21 protein-coding genes and 1 tRNA gene are annotated in these 24,149 nt (G+C 59.9%); 10 read left to right on the forward strand and 12 right to left on the reverse strand.

Annotated elements, in window-relative coordinates; genetic code table 11:
• Nucleotides 1-3 precede the first annotated feature (3 nt).
• The 8 genes from hpxZ to V7747_RS09820 are packed head-to-tail and all read right to left on the reverse strand — an operon-like array spanning nt 4 to nt 7,451.
• A complete protein-coding gene (hpxZ, locus tag V7747_RS09785; protein WP_335615856.1) occupies nt 4-396 on the reverse strand; it encodes an oxalurate catabolism protein HpxZ in 393 nt (130 codons plus the stop codon).
• Nucleotides 389-1,063 (reverse strand): cysteine hydrolase family protein, encoded by a 675-nt coding sequence (locus V7747_RS09790; RefSeq protein ID WP_335615857.1) that lies wholly within the window; start codon nt 1,061-1,063, stop codon nt 389-391. Before V7747_RS09790 ends, hpxZ begins: the two co-directional genes overlap by 8 nt.
• Nucleotides 1,060-2,601 carry an ABC transporter ATP-binding protein gene (locus V7747_RS09795; protein ID WP_335615858.1) on the reverse strand — a complete coding sequence of 514 codons (1,542 nt, stop codon included), beginning with the start codon at nt 2,599-2,601 and terminating at the stop codon, nt 1,060-1,062. Before V7747_RS09795 ends, V7747_RS09790 begins: the two co-directional genes overlap by 4 nt.
• 2 nt (nt 2,602-2,603) lie before the next feature.
• A complete protein-coding gene (gene biuH, locus V7747_RS09800; protein WP_335615859.1) occupies nt 2,604-3,293 on the reverse strand; it encodes a biuret amidohydrolase in 690 nt (229 codons plus the stop codon).
• A gap of 3 nt (nt 3,294-3,296) precedes the next feature.
• A complete protein-coding gene (locus tag V7747_RS09805; RefSeq protein ID WP_335615860.1) occupies nt 3,297-4,304 on the reverse strand; it encodes a formamidase in 1,008 nt (335 codons plus the stop codon).
• Nucleotides 4,305-4,313: 9 nt separating this feature from the next.
• Nucleotides 4,314-5,234, reverse strand: a complete 921-nt coding sequence (locus V7747_RS09810; protein ID WP_335615861.1) for an ABC transporter permease — start codon at nt 5,232-5,234, stop codon at nt 4,314-4,316.
• Nucleotides 5,227-6,333, reverse strand: coding sequence for an ABC transporter permease (locus V7747_RS09815; RefSeq protein ID WP_335615862.1), 1,107 nt, complete (start codon nt 6,331-6,333; stop codon nt 5,227-5,229). The genes V7747_RS09810 and V7747_RS09815 overlap by 8 nt, the downstream gene beginning before the upstream one ends.
• Before the next feature lie 8 nt (nt 6,334-6,341).
• Nucleotides 6,342-7,451 carry a BMP family ABC transporter substrate-binding protein gene (locus V7747_RS09820; RefSeq protein ID WP_335615863.1) on the reverse strand — a complete coding sequence of 370 codons (1,110 nt, stop codon included), beginning with the start codon at nt 7,449-7,451 and terminating at the stop codon, nt 6,342-6,344.
• Between the two features lie 344 nt (nt 7,452-7,795).
• Between V7747_RS09820 and V7747_RS09825 the strand changes: the two genes are divergently transcribed.
• The 3 genes from V7747_RS09825 to V7747_RS09835 all read left to right on the forward strand — a co-directional run bounded on the left by V7747_RS09825 (nt 7,796) and on the right by V7747_RS09835 (nt 13,187).
• Nucleotides 7,796-9,718, forward strand: coding sequence for a methyl-accepting chemotaxis protein (locus V7747_RS09825; RefSeq protein WP_335615864.1), 1,923 nt, complete (start codon nt 7,796-7,798; stop codon nt 9,716-9,718).
• A 106-nt stretch (nt 9,719-9,824) separates the two neighbouring features.
• A complete protein-coding gene (gene yghU / locus V7747_RS09830; protein WP_335615865.1) occupies nt 9,825-10,676 on the forward strand; it encodes a glutathione-dependent disulfide-bond oxidoreductase in 852 nt (283 codons plus the stop codon).
• 501 nt (nt 10,677-11,177) lie between these two features.
• On the forward strand, nt 11,178-13,187 hold the full coding sequence (locus tag V7747_RS09835; RefSeq protein ID WP_335615866.1) for a putative bifunctional diguanylate cyclase/phosphodiesterase: 2,010 nt from the start codon (nt 11,178-11,180) through the stop codon (nt 13,185-13,187).
• A 275-nt stretch (nt 13,188-13,462) separates the two neighbouring features.
• On the opposite strand, the gene V7747_RS09840 is transcribed toward V7747_RS09835, so the two are convergent.
• Nucleotides 13,463-13,553: transfer RNA gene (locus V7747_RS09840), tRNA-Ser, on the reverse strand.
• Nucleotides 13,554-13,778: 225 nt separating this feature from the next.
• Between V7747_RS09840 and V7747_RS09845 the strand changes: the two genes are divergently transcribed.
• The 5 genes from V7747_RS09845 (at nt 13,779) to V7747_RS09865 (ending at nt 15,923) form a co-directional block, all read left to right on the forward strand.
• Nucleotides 13,779-14,444 (forward strand): Bax inhibitor-1/YccA family protein, encoded by a 666-nt coding sequence (locus V7747_RS09845; RefSeq protein ID WP_335616071.1) that lies wholly within the window; start codon nt 13,779-13,781, stop codon nt 14,442-14,444.
• 74 nt (nt 14,445-14,518) lie between these two features.
• On the forward strand, nt 14,519-14,908 hold the full coding sequence (gene tusD / locus V7747_RS09850) for a sulfurtransferase complex subunit TusD (RefSeq protein WP_335615867.1): 390 nt from the start codon (nt 14,519-14,521) through the stop codon (nt 14,906-14,908).
• Nucleotides 14,898-15,263: a sulfurtransferase complex subunit TusC gene (tusC, locus tag V7747_RS09855; RefSeq protein ID WP_335615868.1), complete on the forward strand. Its 366-nt coding sequence runs from the start codon at nt 14,898-14,900 to the stop codon at nt 15,261-15,263. Before tusD ends, tusC begins: the two co-directional genes overlap by 11 nt.
• 25 nt (nt 15,264-15,288) lie before the next feature.
• On the forward strand, nt 15,289-15,588 hold the full coding sequence (tusB, locus tag V7747_RS09860; protein WP_335615869.1) for a sulfurtransferase complex subunit TusB: 300 nt from the start codon (nt 15,289-15,291) through the stop codon (nt 15,586-15,588).
• Entirely contained in the window at nt 15,585-15,923 is a 339-nt protein-coding gene (locus V7747_RS09865) for a TusE/DsrC/DsvC family sulfur relay protein (protein ID WP_335615870.1), read from the forward strand. The genes tusB and V7747_RS09865 overlap by 4 nt, the downstream gene beginning before the upstream one ends.
• Nucleotides 15,924-15,932: 9 nt before the next feature.
• Here the strand turns inward: V7747_RS09865 and V7747_RS09870 are convergent, their stop codons facing one another.
• A complete protein-coding gene (locus V7747_RS09870) occupies nt 15,933-17,885 on the reverse strand; it encodes a CASTOR/POLLUX-related putative ion channel (RefSeq protein ID WP_335615871.1) in 1,953 nt (650 codons plus the stop codon).
• 103 nt (nt 17,886-17,988) lie between these two features.
• Between V7747_RS09870 and cls the strand changes: the two genes are divergently transcribed.
• Nucleotides 17,989-19,434, forward strand: coding sequence for a cardiolipin synthase (gene cls, locus V7747_RS09875; RefSeq protein ID WP_335615872.1), 1,446 nt, complete (start codon nt 17,989-17,991; stop codon nt 19,432-19,434).
• A gap of 124 nt (nt 19,435-19,558) precedes the next feature.
• The gene (locus V7747_RS09880; RefSeq protein WP_335615873.1) at nt 19,559-19,927 is read left to right on the forward strand and encodes a DUF6746 family protein; all 369 of its coding nucleotides are present in this window, start codon (nt 19,559-19,561) and stop codon (nt 19,925-19,927) included.
• Between the two features lie 16 nt (nt 19,928-19,943).
• On the opposite strand, the gene V7747_RS09885 is transcribed toward V7747_RS09880, so the two are convergent.
• Nucleotides 19,944-21,443 (reverse strand): phospholipase D family protein, encoded by a 1,500-nt coding sequence (locus tag V7747_RS09885; RefSeq protein ID WP_335615874.1) that lies wholly within the window; start codon nt 21,441-21,443, stop codon nt 19,944-19,946.
• 90 nt (nt 21,444-21,533) lie between these two features.
• Complete coding sequence (locus V7747_RS09890; RefSeq protein ID WP_335615875.1) at nt 21,534-24,143, reverse strand: ankyrin repeat domain-containing protein; 2,610 nt, start codon at nt 24,141-24,143, stop codon at nt 21,534-21,536.
• Nucleotides 24,144-24,149: the final 6 nt, after the last annotated feature.

The following is a 24,149-nucleotide window of genomic DNA, read 5'->3' on the forward strand; positions in this document are numbered from 1 at the left end:
CGCTCATTCCTGCAGTGTCGAAAGATCGATACTGACATGCGCGGCAACCACCTGCCAACGCCCGTCAATCCGCGCCCAGGTTTGCATTTGGCGGCCAACGCGGGCGGTCTCGCCGTCGCGGAACTGGGTGCTGACGGTGGCGTAATCCTCGCCAAAGGTGCTGACCACCGTATTGTAGAGCTCGCGGCCAGGGCCGACCGGCACGCAGACTCGGCGATAGGCCGCAATGGCCTCAGCGCCATACAGGTTCTCGGCCACGCCGTACCGCACGGTGTGTTCGCTGTCCCAGAAGTAGTGGTCCAGCGTATCCATCTCGTTGACCAGCAAGGCCCGCTCGTAATCGATGAACGCCTCGGTCACCTCTTTGACGACCGCCGGCAAGTTGATGTCAGTCATTGCTCACTCCAAGGCTCGCCTGCAGCTGCTGCAGGTGGGCAACGCGGCCGACGATGCCGCCTTGCGCGGTAATCATGGCCAACGTTGTCTGTTTGAATTCGGGGAAATAGCTCTCTGTGGCCTCATCGATCAGCAGGCAGCGATAACCGCGATCATTAGCCTCGCGCATGCTGGTCTGCACGCAAACCTCTGTCGTCACGCCAGCGAAGATCAACGATTCGATACCTTGCGCCTGCAGGCGCTCGTGTAGGCCGGTGGCGTAAAACATGCCCTTGCCCGGTTTGTCGATCACCCACTCATCCGCCAGCGGCGCAACGGCTTGCAGAATCTGGTTGCCGGGTTCACCGCGCACCAGAATCCGACCCATGGGGCCAACGTCGCCAATCTGCATGCCCGGCGGCCCGCCTGCGCACTTGGCCGGCGGGCAGTCAGACAGATCCGGCAGGTGCGACTCACGGGTATGTATCACCAGCAGCCCGGCCTGCCTTGCCAGCGCCAGCAGCTGCTGGACCGCGGGGATGATCAACGCCAGCGGTGTGACATCGTTACCCAGCGCCGCACCAAAGCCGCCGGGTTCAATGAAGTCACGCTGCATGTCGATAACCACCAGCGCGGTGCGCTGAGGATCAAAGGCAAAGTTATCGGGTACCGCTGTTACCTCAATCATCCTGCCACCTGCTGAGCCGCTTGTTCGGTACCCGCCATATAGCGGCCGAGCACCTGGCGCTCGGCCGCTGCGGGGACGGTTTCGTGGTTTATTTCGCCATCGTGGATCACCAGAATTCGGTCCGACAGCTCCAGCAGCTCGTCCAGGTCTTCGCTGAGCAGCAGCACGGCGGCGCCCCGGTTGCGCGCCTCCAACAGGCGCCGGTGAATCAGCGCCACAGACGCAAAGTCCAGACCGAATACCGGGTTGGAGACGATCAGCACCGCCACATCCTCCGTCAGCTCACGGGCCAGCACGGCGCGCTGCACGTTGCCACCAGACAGCGTGCCGATGGGCCGGTCCGGATCATCCGGGCGCACCTGAAAGCGGCTGATCAGCTCGCGGGCACGCTTACGAATGGCCCGGCGGTTGATCAGCCAGCCACTGCGGCACAGCGGTGCGTGGTCGTAATCACGCAGGGCCAGGTTCTCCGCCACGCTCATGCCGGCGATGCAGGCGTTGCGCAGCGGTTCTTCCGGCAGGCTGTAGACCTTTTCCCGCTGCATCTCGGCGCGGCTGGCACCGTAGGGCCGGCCATTGACGCGCACCTCGCCCGAGCTGGCTGGGCGTTGCCCAAGCAGCGCCTCGGTCAGCTCGCGCTGGCCGTTGCCGGAAATACCGGCGATCCCGACAATCTCGCCCGGCCGCACCGACAACGAGACGCCCTTGACCGCCAGCGTGCCGCGGTCGTTGGCCACCTTGAGGCTGCTGACCTCCAGCCCCGGCGTGCGTTCGGCCAGATGCTCCACCCGCTCCAGCGCGGTCTGCTGCTCGCGGCTCTCGCCCATCATCCAGGCGGACAGTTCGGCTTCGTCGGTATCGGCCACCGCCTTGCTGGCAACCAGTTTGCCGCGCCGCAGCACCGTCACATCGTCGGCAAAGCGCATCACCTCACCAAACTTGTGAGTGATCATCAGCACCGACAGCTCGCCGGCATGTGCCAGTTGCTGCATCAGGCCCAGCACTTCTTCGGCTTCCTGCGGGGTCAGCACCGAGGTTGGCTCATCGAGAATGATGAAACGCCGATCCAGGTACAGCTGCTTGAGGATTTCCAGCTTCTGCTTTTCGCCAGCGGCCAGCGAGCTGACCGGCCGTTCAATATCGAGCTTGAACGGCATGCGAGCCATGAACGTATCCAGCGCCGCCCGCTCCTGCTTCCAGTCGATCGCCCAGGGCAGTTCGCCACGCGAGAGCACCAGGTTCTCGGCCACGCTCAGGCCGGGGGCAACGGTGAAATGCTGGTACACCATACCGATGCCCAAGGCGTGAGAATCACGCGGGGACTGAATACTCTGCTCCTTGCTGCCCACCAGTACGCTGCCCTCGTCCAGCGGGCCGTAACCAACAATCCCCTTGACCAGCGTGCTCTTGCCGGCGCCGTTCTCACCCAGCAGCGCATGCACCGTTCCGGCGCGTACCCGCATGGAGACATTGCTCAGCGCGCGGAAGCTGCCAAATACCTTGCCAGCGCCAATGGTTTCCAGACTCAGAGCTCGCATGCTCAGCTCCGCTTGAGACAGTCGATGAGCATGGCGGAGTCACCAATCGCGCCGAATACCCCGCCCTGCATCTTGACCATGCTCAGGGCAGCCAGATGGTTGGCGTGATCAGTCGCGCCGCAGCAGTCTTCGAGCAGAATGCACTCGAAGCCGCGGTCGTTGGCTTCACGCATGGTGGTGTGCACGCAGACGTCGGTAGTGATGCCGGCCAGAATGATGTTCTCGATGCCGCGGGTGCGCAGAATCAGCTCAAGGTCAGTAGCGCAGAACGAGCCCTTGCCCGGCTTGTCGATGATGATCTCGCCGTCAATCGGGGCCAGTTCCGGGATGATTTCCCAGCCTGGTTCACCGCGCACCAGAATGCGCCCGCAGGGGCCGGTGTCGCCGATTCCCGCGCCGATACGCTGCGAACGCCAGCGCTTGTTCGCCGGCAGATCAGACAAATCCGGGCGATGCCCTTCACGGGTGTGAATGATCCAGAAGCCCTGCTCGCGCAACACCTCCAGCACTCGGCTGATCGGCTCGATCGGCGCGCGGGTCAGCGACAGGTCATAGCCCATCGAGTCGACGTAACCGCCCTTGCCGCAGAAGTCGGTCTGCATGTCGATAACGATCAGCGCGGTGTTCTCAGGCGTCAGGTTGCCGTTGTAGGGCCAGGGATAGGGAGCAGACTGCAGATAACGTTCGGTCATGGCTCAGTTCTCCTCAGCCGGTTGATAGGTACGCTCGGGAGTGTCAAAGCCGCAGGAGGTGCCATCGGTGTGCACCACCTCGTCTTCCCACGGCAGGCAGTATTTGCCGGCAACCAGATCGTGCATGTAGCTGTAGGGCGCATCCTGCGCGCCGCCTTTGACGGCCGTGTAGCCGCGGTGGCCGAACTGGTAGATGTTATTTTCCACACCCCAGTGAATACGCGCCTCGCGCACCAGGTCTGGGCGCATTTCACAGCTGACAATCTCATCGGCGCGACCGCCACCCACCGCCATCGGCGTGCCGTCAAAGTCGACAAACATCGCCTCGCCCATGGAGTCGAAGGTGCCATCCGAGCCGCACATGCAGACGCTGGCGGTCTGCATCAGGTTGCAGAAGCTGTTGGCCTGATTGGTGATCTGCCAGGAGTGGCGAATGGGCGCGGTGTACCCGGCGGTACGAATCATGATCTCCGCCCCCTTGTAGGCACACTCACGCGCCATCTCGGGGAACATGCCGTCGTGACAGATGATCAGCGCCAGCTTGCTGCCCTTGGGCCCGTCACAGACCGGAATACCCAGGTTGCCCGGCTCCCACGGCTCGACCGGGACCCACGGATGCAGCTTGCGGTAATACAGCTGAATCTCGCCCTGATCGTTGACGATGATGCCGCTGTTGTAAGGGTTGCCGTTGGGGTTGGCTTCCATGATCGAGAAGCAGCCCCAGATCGCATTGTCGACACAGGCCTGACGCAGCGCGGTGACTTCCGGTCCGTCGAGGGTGCACATGATGTCGTCAGAGGTATCCATCGACAGACCGTGCAGCGAGTACTCCGGAAACACGATCAAATCCATGCCGGCGACGCTGCGACGCGCCTTGCCGACCATGGCAACGACCTTCTGGGTTTGCTCCCACAGTTCTGCGCGGGTATGCGGATCGGGCAAGGCCAGTTGCGCCAGACCGATGACAACACCGTTCGGCGACTTGTTCAGACCACCAAGACCACTGGACATGGTTAGCTCCTATCGAGTCAGACTGAGTTCGCCCGGGGCGCCACTCAGGGTTTGATTGGGGCGGCAAGTGATGAACATCACTGCCAGCGTGAGTGCATAGGGTGCAGCGGCAAACAGGTAGTAGCCGGAACTGATGCCAACGGACTGCAGCGCCGGGCCAACAGCCCCGGCAGCGCCGAACAGCAAGGCGGCCCACAGGCAGCGCAGCGGTTGCCAGCGGGCAAAGATCACCAACGCCACGGCCATGATCCCCTGCCCGCTCGACAGTCCCTCGTTCCAACTGCCGGGGTAATACAGCGACAGATAGGCGCCGCCGATGCCGGCCAGAAAGCCACCAGCGGCAGTCGCGGCAATGCGCACCAGCACTGGGCGGTAGCCCAGCGCCCGAGCGGACTCGGCGTGATCACCGACCAGCCGCAACATCAGACCCCAGCGGGTGCTGCGCAGCCCCCAATGCAGTACAAAGGCCAGTGCCACGCCGATAAAGAACAGCACGTTGATGCTCAGCGCCGAGCGCACACGCTCGTCGTCGCTCCAGCCGCCCAGACCAATAGCCACCAGCGACGGGGCCTGCGGCTGGATGAAGCTCTTGCCAAGGAAGAACGCCAGCCCGGTGCCGAGCACCATCAAGGCGATACCCACGGCAATGTCGTTGACCCGCGGCAGCGAGCAGATCGCACCGTGCAGCAGGCCCAGCAGCAGCCCGGTACCGCCTGCGGCCAGCACGCCAGTCCAAGCAGAGCCGCTGAGGTAGGCCACCGCGTAACCCGCCATCGCACCACTGACCAGAATGCCTTCAAGGCCCAGGTTGATGCGCCCGCTCTTCTCCGTCAGGCACTCACCGAGGCTGACAAAGATGAAGGGCGTACCGACACGAATGGCGCCGGCCAGCAGCGCCAGAAAGAAAGTTGCCAGATCAAGATCAGCCATGTTGCAACGCCCCCTGCGTCTGGAGTGCTCGTTCGTTCAGACGCAGCCGCCAGGCGACGATGCGCGGCGTTAACGCTTCCCAGGCCAGCAAGCTGGTGAACAGAATCCCTTCAAGAATGAGTGTGGTCGCATCCGGTAATCCCAGACGACGTTGCAGCAGACTGCCGCTGGCTTCGATACCGCCCAGCAGGATCGCGCAGCCGATGATTGCCAGCGGGTTCTGCCGTGCCGCGAAGGCGACTAGAATCCCACTCGCGCCGTAGCCAGCAATAATTGCGGCGTTGGCACTGCCCTGCACTGCGGCCACCTCGAACATCCCGGCCAGCCCGGCGCAGGCGCCGCCCAGCACACAGGTGAGAATCACCAGACGATCCACCGGCAGGCCAATCATCCGTGCGGTACGTACATTGCCGCCGACCACCTGCAGCGAGAAACCGGTCACGCTGTTGCGCACCAGCACCTGCGCGAGAATGCAGGCGATAACGCCGACCACCAGCCCCCAGTGGACCTGAAAGGCATCGCTGATCGGGCCGATCATCACGCTGTCATCCAGCGGTATGGTTGAGGGCTTGTTGAGGCTGGCCGGGTCGCGCAGCGGGCCTTCGACCAGCTGGTTGAAGATGGCGATGGCCACGTAGGAAAGCAGCAGGCTACCGATGGTTTCATTCAGGCCACGTTTCTGGCGCATCCAGCCGTTCAGGCCGATCCAGAAGCCACCCACCACCATCGCCGACAGCGCCATGCACACAAGCAATAGCGCGACCGGCATGGCCGGCAGCCACAGCGGGGTTACCGCAGCGGCAAGCCCGCCCAGTACCAGCGCGCCCTCACCACCGATGATGATCAGCCCGGCACGGGCCGGCAGCGCGACGCACAGCGCCGTCAACATCAACGGCGCCGCGCGTTGTAGGGTGTTCTCCCAGGCAAACGCCGAACCGAATGCGCCTTGTACTACCAGTTGGCAGGCCTGCCACGCAGGCTTGCCCTGTACCAGCAGGAACAGCATGAACAAGACAAAGGTTGTCAGCGCAGCAAGAAGTGTCGGCAGACCGGGGAGCAACAGCGCCCCGGTCCGGTATATCGCATTGCGAGGTATCATCAGTTGCCTCAGATCTGACCGCGTACGCCTTCAACCAGATAGTCCATGCTTTCCAGCACGACATCGGTCTGACCCAGCGCAGTACCCGCAGCAATTACCTCGTTACCCTGATTGTCCTTCAGCGGGCCTCTGAAGATAGAGAATCCACCTGCCAGCATCTCGGCCTTGACAGCATCCGCCTTGGCTTTGGCTTCATCGCTCACCATTGGCCCGTAGGGCGATGTCTTGACGAATCCTTCCTTCAAACCGCCACGCAGAAAGTTGATCATCGGCTGGCCCGCTTCAGACGCCGCGACGTGGGCACGGTACGGGGTTTCCCAATTCCATTCGGCGCCGGTCAGATAGCCTTTGGGCGCAAGCGCCGACTGGTCAGCGTGATAGCCGCACGTCATAGCGCCACGCTTCTCTGCCGTTTCAACGATCACCTTGGGGCCGTCTACGTGGCAGGTCAGCACGTCGCAGCTCTGGTCGATCAGGCTGTTGGCTGCCTCGGCTTCCTTGATCGGCAATGACCAGTCACCGGTGAAAATCACGGTCGTGGTGATTTCCGGGTCAACCGAGCGCGCACCCAAGGTAAAGGCGTTGATGTTGCGCAGCACCTGCGGCACCGGCTTGGCGGCGATGAACCCGAGTTTCTTGCTCTTGCTGGCGAAACCGGCGACTACGCCATTGAGGTACTGACCCTCGTCGATGTAGCCAAAGAAGCTGCCGGCATTGGTCGGGTGCACACCCTCGGTCCACAGACCACCGCAGTGGGCAAAATGCACGTCCGGGAAGCGCTCGGCCATCTTGATCACGTGCGGGTCAAAGTAACCAAAGGAGGTCGGGAAGATCAGGGTGGCGCCGTCCTGACGGATCATGGCTTCCATCGACTTCTGCACCGCAACCGTTTCCGGTACGTTTTCTTCTTCAATGACGACCACGTTCGGCAGGGTTTTAATGATGGCGGCCGCCTCAGCGTGGGCCTGGTTGTAACCAAAGTCATCACGGGCGCCCACGTAAATGAAGCCCACCACGAGCGGCTTGTCGGCAGCGCGGGCCAGACTGAAGGGCATGGCTGCTGTTACGCCAATCAGGCCCGCGAGTTTGAGAAGAGTACGGCGATCAATATTCGACATGGAGAGCTCCTTGATTAACCTCAGGCAGCGCGGCGTCACCCTGCGAGCGCTTAGCCACCAAAAAATCTTTGAATACCAACTTGTATACAAGATGACTCTCTAAGCATTGTTCATGCCAGCACGCGGTATACCGGCCATGCGGCCTGCAGAGGGCAATCGCCTGTAACGCGCACAACGGTAGTGCGCCTGCGCATCAACCTGCACCAGTAGTGCGCAGCCTGAAGCACTCCTCAGTCACCATTACGCGACGGACCCCACGGTCAACTGTTTAATTAAACAACGCCCCAGTTCGGCCGATATCACTTGCAGGTCCCATCACTATTGGCAGCCCGGAGAGCCCCCTGATGACCCTGCAAAAGAAGTTCGTCGCCACGTTGGCCGCCCTGCTGATTGTTTTCATTCTGGTCGGCGTGGTTATCAGCTCTATCACCCAAACACGATTGATCCATGTTCGCGCAACCAGCGAGTCGACCGGCTTGCGTAACGACGTGCTGCGTTTACTGGGCGTTACCGACGCGATCATGAGTGAGCGTGTACGCAACAGCATGGCGCTGTTGATCGAGCGTGGCTCCGAACTGGGCGAGCCTTCGTTGGGGGGCAACGTGCAAGTCGGCTCGGCCACGGCGCCGCAGTTGCAACTGGGCTACCAACCGCAAGCGAACGACTTTGCGCTGGTTGATGGCTTGACCAAGGTGATGGGCGGCACCGCAACGCTGTTCTCCCGGCAGGGCGACAACTTCATCCGCGTTTCAACCAACGTGATGCGCGATGGCCAACGTGCCATCGGCACGCAACTGGCGCCAGACGGCGCGGCGATCAAGGCGATACTCGCCGGGCAGGCCTTTTATGGTCAGGTCGATATTCTCGGGCAGCCTTACCTCACAGGTTATGAGCCGATCAAGGACGCCAGCGGTCGGGTTCTGGGCATCTGGTATGTCGGCTACTCCGCCAATCTCTCCTCGTTGGCCGAGGCAATTGCTGATGCGCGTATTCTGGAAGACGGTTTTGTAGCGCTGCGCGACCCCACCGGCAAGATTCGTATGCACTCCTCCCACCTGTCCGACGAACAGGTCAGCGCCGCCCTGGCCGATACCGACGGCCAGTGGCACATAGAGACAGCGCCGTTCGCGCCCTGGGGCTACGACATTGTGCTGGGCTATTCAAATGACGAGGTAAGCGCGCTTATCGTCAAGGATTCGCTGGCGGTCGCCGCGCTGATCACCTTGGCCGGCGTCATTCTGGTGATTGGTATCAGTTTGCTGATGAAGTTCATTGTCAGCCGCCCGCTGAATGCCACCATTGCCGCGATCGAGGATATTGCCGACGGCAAGGGTGACCTCACCGTGCGTTTCAACGCGCGCGGTCGTGATGAGTTTGCCATCCTAGCTGGCGCCTTCGACCGCCTGCTGGATCGTATCCAGCACACCATCCGTGAGGCGCTGGAATCGTCCCACACCATTCTCAAGCAAGCCGACGAGCTGGCGCGTATCGCCGAGCAATCCGCCACCTCGGTGAGCGTGCAGAACCGCGAAACCGAAATGGTCGCCACGGCCATGCACGAAATGAGTCTTACCGCCCAGAGTGTCGCCCAGAGCGCCGCTGCTGGAGAAACGGCCGCCAACCAGGCCAGCCGTGAAGCGGAAGAGGGTCGCGGCACCATGAACAGCACCGTCAGCAGCATCCAGCAGCAAGCCGACGAAATCAGCGCCTCCATGCAGGTCATCGACGAGCTGGCTTCGGCCAGCAACGATATCGGTAAGGTATTGGAAGTAATTGTCGGCATTGCCGAACAGACCAACCTGCTGGCACTGAATGCCGCCATCGAGGCCGCCCGCGCCGGTGAACAGGGTCGCGGCTTTGCCGTGGTCGCCGATGAAGTGCGCTCGCTGGCCCAACGCACCCAAGCCTCCACTCAACAGATTCACAGCATGATCGACCGAGTCCAGACCGGGGTCAGCCGCTCCTCCAGCATGATGGAAAGTAACCGCGCGCTGGCCGCGCGCAACGCCGAAGTCGCCGAGGCCGCCGGCAGGGCCTTCAGTGACGTGATGAACGCGGTCACCCGTATCAATCAGGTGAATACGGAAATTGCCAGTGCGGCCGAAGAGCAAAGCCACGTGTCGGAAGAGATCAACCGCAATGTGCTGCGCATCAGTGATGAAGCTTCGAAGAACGGCGAGCAGACGGAGCAGACCCGCATTGCCAGCCAGAACCTGACGCAGCTGGCGGAGAAGCTCCGCGCCCTGCTGGCGTATTACAAAGTCTGACGCATCGTATCAGGTGGCGTAGCCGTCTCCATGCTAGGATTTCGGCTACCTGCACCGAGTCCGTGACTCACTCGGGCTCGCCATCCACAGTTCAGGACCACGCAATATGAGCAACGAAAAGCAGTACGAACCGCCAAAAGTCTGGACCTGGGACGCCGAAAGCGGCGGCAAATTCGCCAACATCAATCGCCCGATTGCCGGCCCCACACATGAAAAAGCACTGCCGGTCGGCAAACATCCGTTTCAGCTGTACTCAATGGCCACGCCCAACGGCGTAAAAGCCACCATCATGCTTGAGGAGCTGCTGGAACTGGGTCTGGCCGATGCCGAGTACGATGCCTGGCTGATCCGCATCAACGAGGGTGATCAATTTTCCAGCGGCTTTGTCGAGGTTAATCCCAACTCCAAAATTCCGGCATTGATGGACCACAGCACCACTCCGCCAACGCGGGTGTTTGAATCTGCTTCCATTTTGCTTTACCTGGCGGAGAAGTTTGGCGTGCTCTTGCCAAAGGATCACGCCCAGCGTACCGAGGCGATGAACTGGCTGTTCTGGCAAATGGGTTCGGCACCCTATCTGGGCGGCGGCTTTGGTCACTTTTACGCCTATGCGCCGGAGAAGTTTGAGTACCCTATCAACCGGTTTGCCATGGAAGTGAAGCGTCAGCTCGATGTACTTGATCGCAATCTGGCAGAACGCGAATATATGGCCGGCAGCGAATACAGCATTGCTGACATCGCCATCTACCCCTGGTACGGCCTGCTGGCGGAAGGCGCGCTCTACAGTGCCGGGGAGTTTCTCTCCGTGCATGAGTACAAACACGTGCAGCGCTGGGCAAAGTGCATAGCGCAGCGCCCGGCGGTGAAGCGCGGCCGAATGGTCAATCGGGTGTGGGGTGACGAGTCAGAACAACTCCCAGAACGTCACGCGGCCAGTGACTTTACAGCCAAGGCATAAGAAACTAATGGTCGACGTCGCCCAGCGACGTCGACCCCGTGCCCTAGGCAAGGCCGACCACACGGCTCGCCTTTTTATTCCAGTTTGTGGCCTTCTGCTAGAGTCATTAGTAAAAGACCCGCTTTTGCCTTGCCAACCGAGTGAGCGTCGTTGAAAGATCGCATAGCCAAGGTACGTCAGCTGTTCGCAGATATAGCGACGATGTATTCATCAAACGATGCGGATATGGCTCGCCTGCGCGGCACCCAGCTCACTTCGATCGTCCGCGTTTCATTGCCCATGATGCTGGCCAACGTCGGCAGTGGCGCCTGCGTTCTTCTGGCCTTTGCACCGGACGTTCCTACCAGCCTAGTTATTTGGCTCGCTTTACTGACAGGAGTTTGCGCCTTTTCGGCGTTGGGTTGGTACAAGTCGCGCAAGCGCCCGCTTGTTCAGGCGTCAACCAGAAGCGCACACAACGCCACCGTGCATGCCACCCTCCTTGCACTTATGTGGGCGTGGATGGTTCTAACGTGGTTCCCCGATGCCTCTCGCGGCCAGCAGATGGCCATCGCCACCATAGTGACGGGTATGATCAGCGCTGGCAGCTTTGTGCTCAGCCCACTGCCCTACGCCAGTATCAGTTACACCGTTATCTACTCTTTTGCCGCCATAGGCGCGCTGTGGCTGTCGGCGCAAACTGTCTATGTTGGCGTTGCCCTCTTGGTATTGCTCTACTCGCCGATGGTGTTGATCGGCTCGTTGGTAGCGTGGCGACAATCTACCGATCTGATTGCCGCCAAGGCACAGTCGGAACGCCAGGAGCATGAGATGTCCGCGCTGCTGCAGGACTTTGAGCACAATGCCGGCGATGCGCTCTGGGAAACCGGGCTTGATGGCAAGTTGAACCATGTTTCTCCACGCCTGACCGATGTTTTGTTGCTGCGTGACGGCGAACACGACACCGACAGCTTTCAGCAGTTGCTTGGCGTGCGGTGCCCAGATCACCTTACGCAGCTGGCAGTATTGAGCTCAGCCGGGCAGGCCTTTCGTGAGTTGCGCCTGACCATGCCGAGGCCAGATGGCGATAAAACTCTATTGATGACCGGCAAATGCCTATATTCAGTGAATGGCGCATTTCTGGGCTGGCGCGGCGTTCTCACGGATGTGACCGACAAAGTGAAAAGCGAGCACAAGCTGCGCGAGCTGGCCCACACCGACTCGCTCACCGGACTGGCCAACCGTTTTCACCTGCGAGAAGCCCTCAACCGAGCCATCGAACACGATCAGCCGCTGGCCCTTCTGTGTATCGACCTGGATAGGTTCAAGGCTGTCAACGACAACTATGGCCACAGTGTTGGCGACTCAATCCTGAGGGTAGTCGCTAGAAGGCTGCGTTCCTGTGTCGGTGAGAATGCGCTGATTGCCCGCCTCGGCGGCGACGAGTTTGCCATTGCCCTGTGGTCCACCAACGGTGTTGAGGCTGCTCAGGCGCTGGCCTGCAAGGTCGTTGAGAGCGTTTCAGAGCCCATCACCCTGGCCGAGCGCCAGTTCCGTATTGGCGCCAGTGTAGGCTTCACCGTACGACACGAATCCCGTTGCAGCCTGGATGATCTGCTGGTGGAATCAGACATCGCCATGTACGCCGCCAAGGAGTCCGGCCGCGGCCGTTGGGTCGCCTACTCACCCCAGCTTGGCGAGGCCAGTCGTCGGCGACTAAGCATCGAGCATGGTTTGCGCCATGCCATCGACAACGGCGAGATCAGCCTGTACTGGCAACCCAAGGTTGACCTGCAAAGCTGGCAGATTACCGGCGCGGAGGCCTTGATGCGCTGGCAGCACCCTGAGCTGGGAAGCATTAGTCCGATGGAGTTCATCCCTATCGCAGAACAATGCGGCATGATCGACCGCCTTGATATCTGGGCGCTGAACGAGGCCTGCCGCGCCGGCACCAACGAGTTGTCCGGGCTGACCATTGCCGTCAATGTATCTGCCTCCCAATTCCAGTTCGGGGATTATCTCAGCCAGTTGAAAACGGTACTGAAAAACTCCGGCATGCCTGCGGAAAAACTCGAGCTGGAGCTCACCGAGTCGGTTCTGATCGAAGACGCAGATCAAGCCATGTCCCTGCTTAATGACATACGCCTCACGGGCGTTCGTCTGGCGCTGGATGACTTCGGCACGGGCTACTCGTCCCTGTCGTACTTGCGTCGGTTCCCATTCGACACTCTGAAAATCGATCGCTCCTTCGTGACGGAACTGCTTTCCAAGGTGGATGCCAGGGCCATTGTCAGAATGATTACCGCACTGTCCAGGGAGCTGGGCAAACGTACCGTGTGTGAAGGCGTAGAAACCGAAGAACAGCTTCAGCTTATCTGGAGCGCCGGCTGCCATGAAATTCAGGGCTACCTGATCTCACCCCCCTGCCCTCTAGACGTCTTTCCGCGCAGCTTGGACCCAGCCCTGAGTGAGCGCCTGCAGCGTAATTGTGTGGGGAGTATGGGAGCATCACAGCATTCGACAAGCGGATGAAGGCGCAGGAGTAACCCCGCAAGATCGCTTGATGGATGCCGCACATCAACACGAGAAGCAGTTCCGTATCTGGTGCGCGGCAACTAGCGTCAGTGTCCGGCAGGCATTACAAACGGAGCTGCTAGCCATGAGGCGTAGGTGACACTCTGCGATACCCGCACCGCAGCCAGACACACTTACCATCAAAGCAGCGTCTTTCGCACCAACAAAGGCTCTCACCGAGAACTCTACGGACAAACAAAAAACCCGGCACAAGGCCGGGTTTTTTGTTTGTATGGCGGAGGGACAGGGATTCGAACCCTGGGTAGGCTATTAACCTACGCCGGTTTTCAAGACCGGTGCATTCAACCGCTCTGCCATCCCTCCACGGCGGGCAATACTACCGGAAATTGCTGATGAGTCAATGGGGTACGAGCACCTGTGACCAACTTATTACAGGCTTTTCGGCGCAAAAGCGCTGCGCGGGCACATTTGCACATGAATGGTAATAGTTAGGACTCAGGCTTACCTTGATTTGACATCGATTACCCGTATTATCTGGCGGTAACGAATGGATTATTTGATTTATCACGACAGGAGCTGTGCATGAATATGCAAGAACGCCACTCAACTCTGCAACACAGCGGTGTAAGCGAAGCGGAAGTCAGCAAGCTGTTCCGCAATACCTATACGCTGCTGGCCATGACCATGGCTTTCTCGGCCCTGGTCGCCTTTGTTTCCATGAGCATGAATCTGCCGTACCCCGGCATCATCGTGACCCTGGTCGGCTTCTACGGTCTGCTGTTTCTGACCACCAAGCTGCGCAACTCAGCCTGGGGCCTGGTCAGCACCTTCGCTTTTACCGGTTTTCTGGGATACACCCTTGGTCCCATCCTTAATGCCTATCTGAGCATGCCCAATGGTGGCTCTGTGGTGACCTTGGCGCTGGGTATGACCGCACTGGTGTTCTTCAGCCTGTCTGCCTACGCAATCATCTCACGCAAGGACTTCAGCTTTCTGTCCGGCTTCATCATGGCGGGCTTCGTGGTGCTGCTGGTGGCCGTGGTTGCGGGCTTCTTCGTAGAGATCAGCGGCCTGCAGCTGGCCATCTCTGCCGGTTTTGTGCTGTTTTCCTCGGCGGTGATCCTGTACCAGACCAGCGCCATCATTCACGGCGGTGAAGACAACTACATCATGGCGACCATCACCCTGTTCGTCTCGATTTACAACCTGTTCCTCAGCCTGCTGAGCCTGATTGGCGCCTTCAACGACGACTGATAACAGTCCCTGGGTTATACTCGATGGCTCGCCCGCAATGGCGAGCCATTTTTATTTCAGAGCATTCAAACAGCATGAAATTTGCCATCGCCCTGCTAGCCGGGCCACAGGATCCGGCCGCCCGTAGCGCCCTGAACTTCGCCAAGGCAGTGCTCACGGGTGGTCACCAAATCAGCAGGCTATTCTTCTACCGTGATGCCGTGCATCTAGCATCAAACCTTGCCGTGCAACCACAGGACGAGGCCGACCTGGCCGCGCAATGGCGCGAATTCATCCGCGAGAACCAGCTGGATGCTGTGGTCTGCATCGCCGCGGCTCTGCGTCGTGGCGTGCTGGACGAGGCCGAGGCCTATCGCTGGGAGCGTCCGGCAGCTAACAGTGGGAAGCCGTGGGAATTATCCGGGCTGGGACAGTGGGTCGATGCCATGCAGATGGCCGACCGGGCGGTGACCTTTGGAACCTGACCTGAAAAGCCTACTGGTTATCAGCCGCCATTCGCCCACGGCCGCCGCTGCAAGGGAAGCGCTGGACCTGGCACTGGCCGCTGCCGCCTTTGGCGTGCCCGCCGGCATGCTGTTTCTCGATGCAGGCGTACTGCAGTTGCTGAAGGGTCAGGACCCGGGCGTCATTCAGCAGAAATCGCTGGCGGCCAACTTGCAGGCCTTGCCGATGTTCGGTGTAGATGACCTCTTTGTCTGCCAACATTCACTCAGCGAGCGTGGCCTGCAGCCCAACCAACTGATGTTGCCAGTCAAGCTGGTTGAAGGCGCAGAGATCGCTACCCTGCTGGAACATTACGATCAGGTCGTCACCCTGTGACCGCCTGTCGTTCGGGAGCCTGACCATGTTGCACGTGTTACGCCACGCCCCTCAGGACAGCAGCCGCTTCGCCAGCAGCATGCGTGCTATGGGGCCCAAGCAGGGACTGTTATTGATCGAAGATGGCATTTACGCGCTTCTGCCCCGCACCACCGCGCTGAGCGCGCTCCAACTGTTGCCTGCCAGCGTGCGTATTTATGCGCTGGAGACGGATGTCATTGCCAGGGGCATGGCTATGGATGACATCCCCAAACGTGTCAGCCTGATTGACTATCCGACCTTCGTGCAGTTGTGCACGCAGTACACTAAGGTGCTCAGCTGGTGAGCCAGACGATTCTGGTCAATGGCCAGCCCGTTGCCGTCGACCGCGAAGGGTTTCTGCTCGACCTGCAAGACTGGTCGGAGGCGGCGGCCGCGGCACTGGCCGCACAGGAAGGGATTACGCTGACAGCAGCTCATCTTGAGGTCCTTCTGGTGCTACGCGACTTTTATCATACCTATCAGTTGTCACCCGCCATGCGCCCGCTGGTCAAGTACGTGGGCCAGCAGCTGGGCAAGGAAAAAGGCACCAGCTTGTACCTGCTGAGCCTTTTCCCCGGCAGCCCGGCAAAGTTTGCCGCCAAGCTCGCCGGCTTGCCTAAGCCCGATAATTGCCTTTAGCCGCTGCCGTCACGCTGCAGGTAGCGTCGTCAATACCACCAGCTGGTCAGCTTCCTGCAGCTTCAGTGGCTGATCACGCGGGGGGTTGAGATGCAGCCGCCGGCCCTCTTCATCCGGCGTATTGCGATACAGTCCCAGCGCCGTGTCACCCTGCAAAGCAATGACAGCCTCCAGATCAGCAAAAGTTGTCACGCTCTGCATGGAGTAATCGCTGGTCTGCCTAAACACAATCTCGGCGCCCCCGGTCGTGAACAACTCCTCGAACATCAGCCCGAGCTCACGCCGCTGAGCTATCTGCGCCATCAGATGGCTGAGAATCATCGGACTGACAATACTTTCGCCGCGTTTACGCACCACCAGCGCTTCGTTGGCTGGATCGCTGAGTTCCAAAAGAATTTGCGGTTTGTGCGTTTGCTCGCGCAACAGTTCATCGACCACCAGATACCCGACCATGGCACGCGCGTCAGCCTCCTCGCCCGAATCCATGCGATCCGACGAGAGCAACAACACGCTGTGAAAACGTTGGGCCAATAAATCTCTCAGCGCGCCTTCAACCATATAGTCGGCCTGGGTGTGCTCACAGCTGACGCGAGCCGTCAGATCACTGTATTCAGTGATCTGCGCGGCACGCTGGGCAGAATCGACTACCGCAACCATGTGCACTTCGAAGCGATAATCCGCGTAGCCTGCCAACTCGTGAATCAGTGCCGGAACCCGGCGATTCCAGCCCAGTATCAACAAACGACGCAAGCCGCCAGCCGGAGCCTTGGTTGGACGAACGCTGCGCTGCAGTGGCCGCAACGGCTGTTCGGCTGTACTTTGCGGTTCGGCGTGAGCATAGTCGCGGGCCAGCATCACCACCTTGTCGCCCTTGCGAATCAGCTCATCGGTGGGAGCATTGAGCCAGGTACGCCAACTGTCACCATGCGGGCGCATCAAACCACAGACAATCGCCTGTGGCGCGTGACGACCAATTTCGCCCAGGCTCTGACCTACGCAGTTATCGGTGGACCGGATATAGAATTCATTGCCGTCGTGCACCGTCAGCACCTCACCGAACAGCTCTGGCATGCCCGGATGGACCAGCGACTGCGCGAAGAGCCGGCTGACCATGGCATCGCTGGCAATCACCTCAAGCGGCCCGGAGTATGCGCGCTGCAACACGTTTAGTTTGCGCATATCGTCAATCTCGGCAACCACGTAAGGCGGTGGTGTATTGCGTAGATGCGCCTGCGCCTGAAGTGTCAGCAGCGCCTTGATGGTTTCCACGTCGCCGGTCAACAGCGCATTGCCCGACTGGTTACGGCCAGGAATAAGCACCACAGCCGCCTGTAGACAAGCGACCCGGTCCAGATCCTCCGGCTGTAGCGCGGTGCCGGAGCGCAGAATAATATTGCTCATGGCGCGACGTATCTGCGGGATTTCGCGCAGCTCCTGCACGCGATCAGCGTTAATCTCATCCGCCAGGATGACCAGGCGCAGACGTTTGGTTTCGCGTGCTTTCAATAAGCGCTGAATGCCACCGCTGGCATCCAGGATCTCCTGCACCAGCGGGATGGTGCGGTTGGTCCAGCCGAGGATAACGATGTGATCACGCACCGTCACTGGCGTCAGCCCCTGCTCCAGCTTGACCATCATATCGATCAACCAGCGGGTCATGATGGCTACCAGAGCACCGAGAAATACAACGTAGCCGCTGATCGTCAGGCCGGTCGACACGATACGCCGCCAGGTGCCCTCGTCATCGCCCAAGTACCCGGGATCGGTCAGGCGCAGGAATGCCCACCAGACCGAATCTGCCAATGAGCCCCCCGCGGGCGCCGAGGGCCAGGCCAGCCAGCCACCAATCAGCGAAATCAGCGCAATAAAGGCCGCCACCACCAGCAATTGATAATGCGCGCCTTTGACAAACTGACGCTCAATCACATATCTCAGGCGGTCGACAAAGGAAAATGGCAGCATTTAGTGAGCCTCTCTACTCGGTGCGGTGCTGTTTCTTAACGGGGCAGACAAATCCTGCTAGATTGAGCGCACTGAAACCTAAGCGCAGGCCCACCGGTCATTTATGCAAAATGTAGAAAACATCCTCGGCGTGGCGCTGGTGGTACTCTACTGGCTTTTCACTGCGGCCGTCACGCTGCGCGTCGCCGCCAGGCGCAACCCGGTCAGCGTGACCCTTTCCTGGCTGCTGGTTATCTATATTCTGCCGGTGGTCGGCGCAGTGCTTTACCTGATGTTTGGCGAACTCAATCTGGGTAAGCAACGCGCCAGACGCGCTGAGGCCATGGTTGAGCCTTTTCTGCAAAGCATCGCCAGCGACTTTGCCGCTACCAAGGTACCGCCAATGGGTGGCAACTCGCTGACTCAGGGTATCTATCAGTTGCTGGCCACCCGCATGGGCATCGGCGCTTTGGGTTATAAACAGATGGCCCTACTGGATACACCTGAGCTTATTTTTTCCCACCTGTGCAACGATGTCCGCGCCGCTCAACAAAGCATTCATATCGAGACCTATATATGGTTTCCCGGTGGGCGCGTGGACGAGCTCAGCGAGGAACTGATCAAGGCCAGTGAGCGCGGCGTAAAGGTCTCTTTATTGATTGACCATGCTGGCAGCCGTCCGTTCTTTCGTTCGCCTTGGCGCAAGCGGCTGATTGACGCCGGCATTGAGGTAGTACCTGCCCTGCCCGTGCGCTTGCTGCGAGCGCTGGCGCAACGCATCGACCTGCGCATGCACCGCAAGCTGGTGGTGATCGACGGGCAGATTGCCTACAGCGGCTCGATGAACATCGCCGACCCACTCTACTTCAAGAAAGACGCCAACGTTGGCGCCTGGGTCGACATCATGCTGCGCCTCGACGGCCCTGCCGCACGCGGATTGGACAAGGTGTTTGCCTGGGACTGGGAGGTTGAAACCGGTCTGCGACGACTGGAACCCGCACCGCCGAGCCTGCCGGCTTGCTACAAATGGCTGTCGATCTTGCCGTCTGGACCAGGTGTAGGTGATGACTTGATCGGCCAGGCTGTGCTTTCCAGTATCTACCGCGCTAACGACAGTATCACCATCAGTACCCCCTACTTCGTGCCCTCCGAGGCCATTTTCAACGCACTTTGCCAGGCGGCGGAACGTGGTGTTCGAGTCAAGGTACTGATCCCCGAGCGCAACGACTCCAAGCTGGTTGGCTGGGCCAGCCGGGCATTCTATCAGCGCTTTCTTGAGGCCGGAGGCGAGATTCACCTGTTCCGCGGCGGTCTGCTGCACACCAAAGCCATGCTGATGGATGAGCAACTGGCTCTGGTTGGCAGCGTCAATCTGGACATTCGCAGTCTGCAGCTGAATTTTGAACTGACCGTGGCGCTATTCTCGCCGGAAGGCTGCACCAGCATTCGCCAATTGCTGGACGGGTACCAAGCCAACAGTCACCAACTGCAGCTCTCAGACTGGCAGGAACGCTCGCGCGCGTCCCGGGTGCTTGAGCGCGGTGTGTTCTTCCTCAGTCCACTGCTCTAACGGCGGGCCTGAGCGCGCAGACATGCGACCTTGCGCAAGTGAAATAAAAAGGTACGGCGGGTTGCTTTCCTAACGCGGCCGATTACAATCCTTAATGAGTTTGATTATCATTATGGATGAGCACATGAAAGTACACCTGCTACCCGTCAGCCTTACCGTCGCCATGATGAGCCCTGCCATGACGATCGCAAGCCCCGCCGGCAAGACTCCCTGCCACTCCCTGCACGCTGTAGTCATGCAGCTGAGCGTGCACAATCAGTCGCTGCAACAACTGTTAAGCGCACCGCTGGACAGCGCCACTTTCCGCCTGATCGACGAGCTGAGCTATCAACTGGAAAGTGATTTACTGCTGCTGGGCACAACCGCATCGCCGGTGGCGGCGCCACTGGAGTCACTCCACCAGGCTGTAGAGCATGAGGATGGTAACGCGGTGCTTGTGCATGCCACCGCGTACCTGAGCGCTGCTCAACGCTGGCTCGGAGAGTCAGCCTAAGTGGACTTGGGCTGTTTCAGAGCTGACCGTCCAGCGGCAACCAACCGAGGGTCCAGCTCATGAAGCGACGGAAGCGGCTTGCCGCTGGCTCGGTCGTCCAGGTTCTGCCCTCTGCCTGCCACTGCAGGTCATCGTCTTCGTTTAGCGTTACATGGTAAGCAAAATCTTCCGACGTCCAGCGTTCAAACAGATCAACCATTTCCTGAGCAATGTCAGGCTGTTCGATGTAGACACCGGCCTCGGTATTCAGCTTTACCGAGCGCGAGTCCAGATTCACCGAACCCACAAATACCGCCTTACGATCAAACACGAACGTCTTGGCATGCAGGCTGGCCAAAGACTCGCCGAGGAAGGGGCTGGCGCGCTCCTGCTGGCCCGCGATGGGCCGCAGCTCCCACATACTCACACCGCCTTGCAGCAATCGCTCGCGCGACTTGGCGTAACCACTGTGAACAGCCAGAACATCAGTGGTTGCCAGCGAATTGGTCAGCACCGAGATATTCACACCCTTGTCGCGAATACCGAGTAATAGATTCTCACCGCCTTCACGCGGAACAAAATATGCTGAAGTGAGCAGGAGCTCGCTTTGCGCGGCCTTCATGGGTTCCACCAGGCTACGCCCGAGAAAGGCGACCTCATTGCCGTTGCCATGGGGATCGGATTTGGACGGATCATCATAGAACCACTTGGCCTGTCCCCAATGCCAATCCAGGTTGCCGCTGTTCATTGCCTGAATGAAAGGCGATTGAGCCGCCGCTTTAAGATAAGGGTCCTTTTCCGCCTGACGATTCTTTGAACCCAGTCGCGCACGCATATCGGCCAGCGCTTCGGCGTTTGTCTCCTCCGACATAGCGCCAATCGGGATAGCAATGCCGCTATTCCAGAAGTTATCGAAACTGTCGGACGCCGGCTCCGCAATCGGACCGATACCGATCACATCCACATCCTGAAAGTCGACGTCACTGAGGGCAAAGTACTCGTCACCAATATTTCGACCACCGGTGATAATGGCGCGATTATCCGCCACGATCAGCTTGTTATGCATGCGATAGTTGATGCGGCCAAATTCGCCCAGCTTGCTGAACATCTTTAACCATTCGCTGCGCAAACTAAGCGGATTGTAGAGGCGAACTTCAATATTGGGGTGTTGGTCGACCAGTGAGACCTTGATGTCTTCCAGGCTGCTACCAATATCATCCAGCAGCAGGCGTACTCGCACACCGCGATCAGCCGCCTTGAGCAAATGCTCGGTCAGCAAGCCGCCGGTAATGTCGGTTTTGTAGATGTAATACTGAATATCCAGACTGTTGTCGGCCATGTCGATCAACTTCAGGCGCGCGGCCAGGGCATCACTGCCCTTGTGCAGCAGGGTAAATCCCGAGGCTTCACTATCAGCAGGCCTTACCCTCTCCACGTATTTGCTCAGACGGGTGTCAGGGTCAGCTGGCAGGTAGAAGGAAGGCAGCTCTGTGTGGGTTAAACCCTGTGTCGCGCAGCCGAGCAAAAGTCCCGTCATGGCCAGAAGCCCCAATATTCGCATCGTTCATATCCTTTGCAGTTTGCCCGACTCATCAGACGCAGCCGGGCAGCTCTGGTTCCTCGGCGATTACTGGTCTGCGTAGGTATCGGTCACCACCAACTGATAATCCATGCGGAATACGCCACGGTTGTTGATCACCACATAACCTGCGCCCGAGGGCTTCAAGCCCTGAGTATAGGCTGCACTGTGCAATGCTCGCCAGGCGCCTTCCACGCTGTGCTTATCGGCTTGGAAGTGGATGCTCAACACCAGCTCTGGCTGCTTGGGCATCAGGCGGTAACCGGCGATACTGCCGATATTACCTTCCACCGGGAAGCTGACGACCGGCTTGACCAGCTCGGGCGTGTTATCCGCCAGGCTCTCAAACACCAGGTTCAAGGGCCCGGAGATGCGCCCCCCCGCCTTGCGCTGCGCAGTCATCGCAACATTCACAGCGATCTGGCCGACTTCTTCTCGCATCTCTGCCGGTGCAATTTCAGACGGGCGACCGAACAGCACCATCGCAGGGCGGGTCAGCAGATTGATGGCGTACTCGGTACCGTCATCGCGCACGGTCATTTGGTCGCCGGCACGAATATCAACAATCTTCTGCGCGCTCACCGGCACCGGCGCGTAGGCAGCCTTGCACAGGTCGGAAGCGAGGTAACGCGCCCGCTGACTCTGATCCAGGCGTGTATTTTTCTCCACTTGCTGACAGACCTGCTGATCATAGCCCCGCCACGCCTGCCTTGCCGCGCCGGCGTCCACCAGCGTATCGATCATACGACTGCCCGCTTCACCAGCAGCAATCAGCAGTGCTGTCTGTCTTGGCGACTCGGCCTCCCGTCGGTCTGGCCCACCCACACCCACGCCGGGCGCGCGCTCGGTCTGGGCGTGCACATTGGCGCCGGCCTTCAATAACAGCGCGGCGCTTGGCGGCTGATCGGCCTGCGCTGCCGACATCAACGCGGTTTTGCCCCACTGATTGCGCTCATCCACAGCAAAACCACGCTGCAGCAAAAACGCGACAGCATCCGGGTTTTCTACCGCCGCCATCAACGCGGTGTCACCATCCGGGCCCTTGCCACGCTGGCTACCCAGCACATCGGTTTCATAATCGACAAAATCACTGATAACTGGCAATGGCGCCCCATTCAACAGCACGCTGTGCAAGGTGGCGAACTGGCGTCCTTGCTCCAAAGCACCCGGTTGCGGGGCAAAGGCGTAACGCGGCGAGTAATTGGCAAAGGGAGCCACAGGCGCTGCCGGAGCCTGCATCGGCGGTTGCAGGTTCTCCATGGTGCGCGCGAAGGTTTCATGGAACAGTAGGTCAGCAGCGCTACTGGCTTCCTCTGGCTTGAGGCCTTGCCCGGCAAACATGGCAACCAGCTCCTGGTGAGCCGGTTGCAACATCGGCATCAGTTTGCGATACAGCTGCTTGGCACCGATATTCCGCTCCGACCAAGCAAAAAACTGATCCATTGCGGCATCATGCCGTGCCCGCACAGCGGCTTCTCGACCGTTGCGCTGCAACTGATCAACGCCCAGCAACGGCAGGTTGAGCAGCGTCCACTGTCGCTCCTTCCAGCGCTGATACATATCGCGCCGCTCCTGTTGCGAGTAGCCCGGCAGAGGGTCGCCTGCCAAACGGGTCAATTCGCTATCCAGCGCGCTATACGCGGGTAAGCCACGTAGCGTATTAGTACGCGGCGGTGTCAGGTAGGCTTGCAACAGACACTGTGGCGTCACCCCGCCCTGCAGGCTGTAAACGCCGGCATAAGCCGATTCACCGCGTGCCGCTGGCGAATAGAAACCCCAGGTTTCATTAACCAGCGCCAAAGTCTGCCCGCGGTAGGTGAAAACATCGATACTGGCGTAGTCACCAGTCTGCGATGAAGACGCGTGGGCACGGCCACCATAGTTAGGCTGCTCCGCCACCCAGCGCGGCAGCATGCGATCATCCATCACCACCTGACCATTGATCCGCAGGCCGCGAGCACGCTGCTGGTAACCGGCATACAGGCCAGCGTCATACAGTTCCACCGTGATCTGCTGACCCGCCACCTCGGCGCTGCTGACAGGCGCATGACTGCCCGCCTTGAGTTCTGCCCCTGGTAACGCCGCCATGCTGATGCGGCCATCGCGTGCCATGGACTGATTCAGGCCATCGACGATGGCGCTACACATACCCGTACTGCGATCCTCCGCGACGCGAAACTCCGCATAGGTAGACCATGCATGCCGTTCGCGTTGCGCAGCCGGTTGGGGCGTCGGCCAGGCCTTGAGCTCTGCGTCGCGCTGACGGTACATCGCTTGCAAACAAGCAATGGCGTTACTGTCAGCAGCCACACCGGTGGCGGTATCCACACCCAGGCCGCACTGCCCCGCGCGGCTCAGCAACCACTGCCGCTGGTTCGCCTCGAGCACCAGGGCGCCAGGCACATCCAGCTGGTCTGTTCGTTTGCGCAGATAGTTGGCCAAGTCCTTATCCTGCTGCGCCAGGGCATCGCTGGCACAGATCTGGCGATGCACGGCCGGCAACGCGCCGGCGCATTCAAAGCTGGCCTTGGTATCGGCATTCAGCGGCGTCAATTTCGGGGTCAGGTCAGGTTTGGCCGGGCCGGGTACCGGCGCGCTGGCACAGGCGCCCAGAGTGGCCAGGGTTGCCGCAAGCATCAGGCGTTGATTGATCGACATACTTGT

Origin of the sequence: Halopseudomonas sp., from assembly GCF_036960865.1 — a bacterium.
Lineage (GTDB): Bacteria > Pseudomonadota > Gammaproteobacteria > Pseudomonadales > Pseudomonadaceae > Halopseudomonas.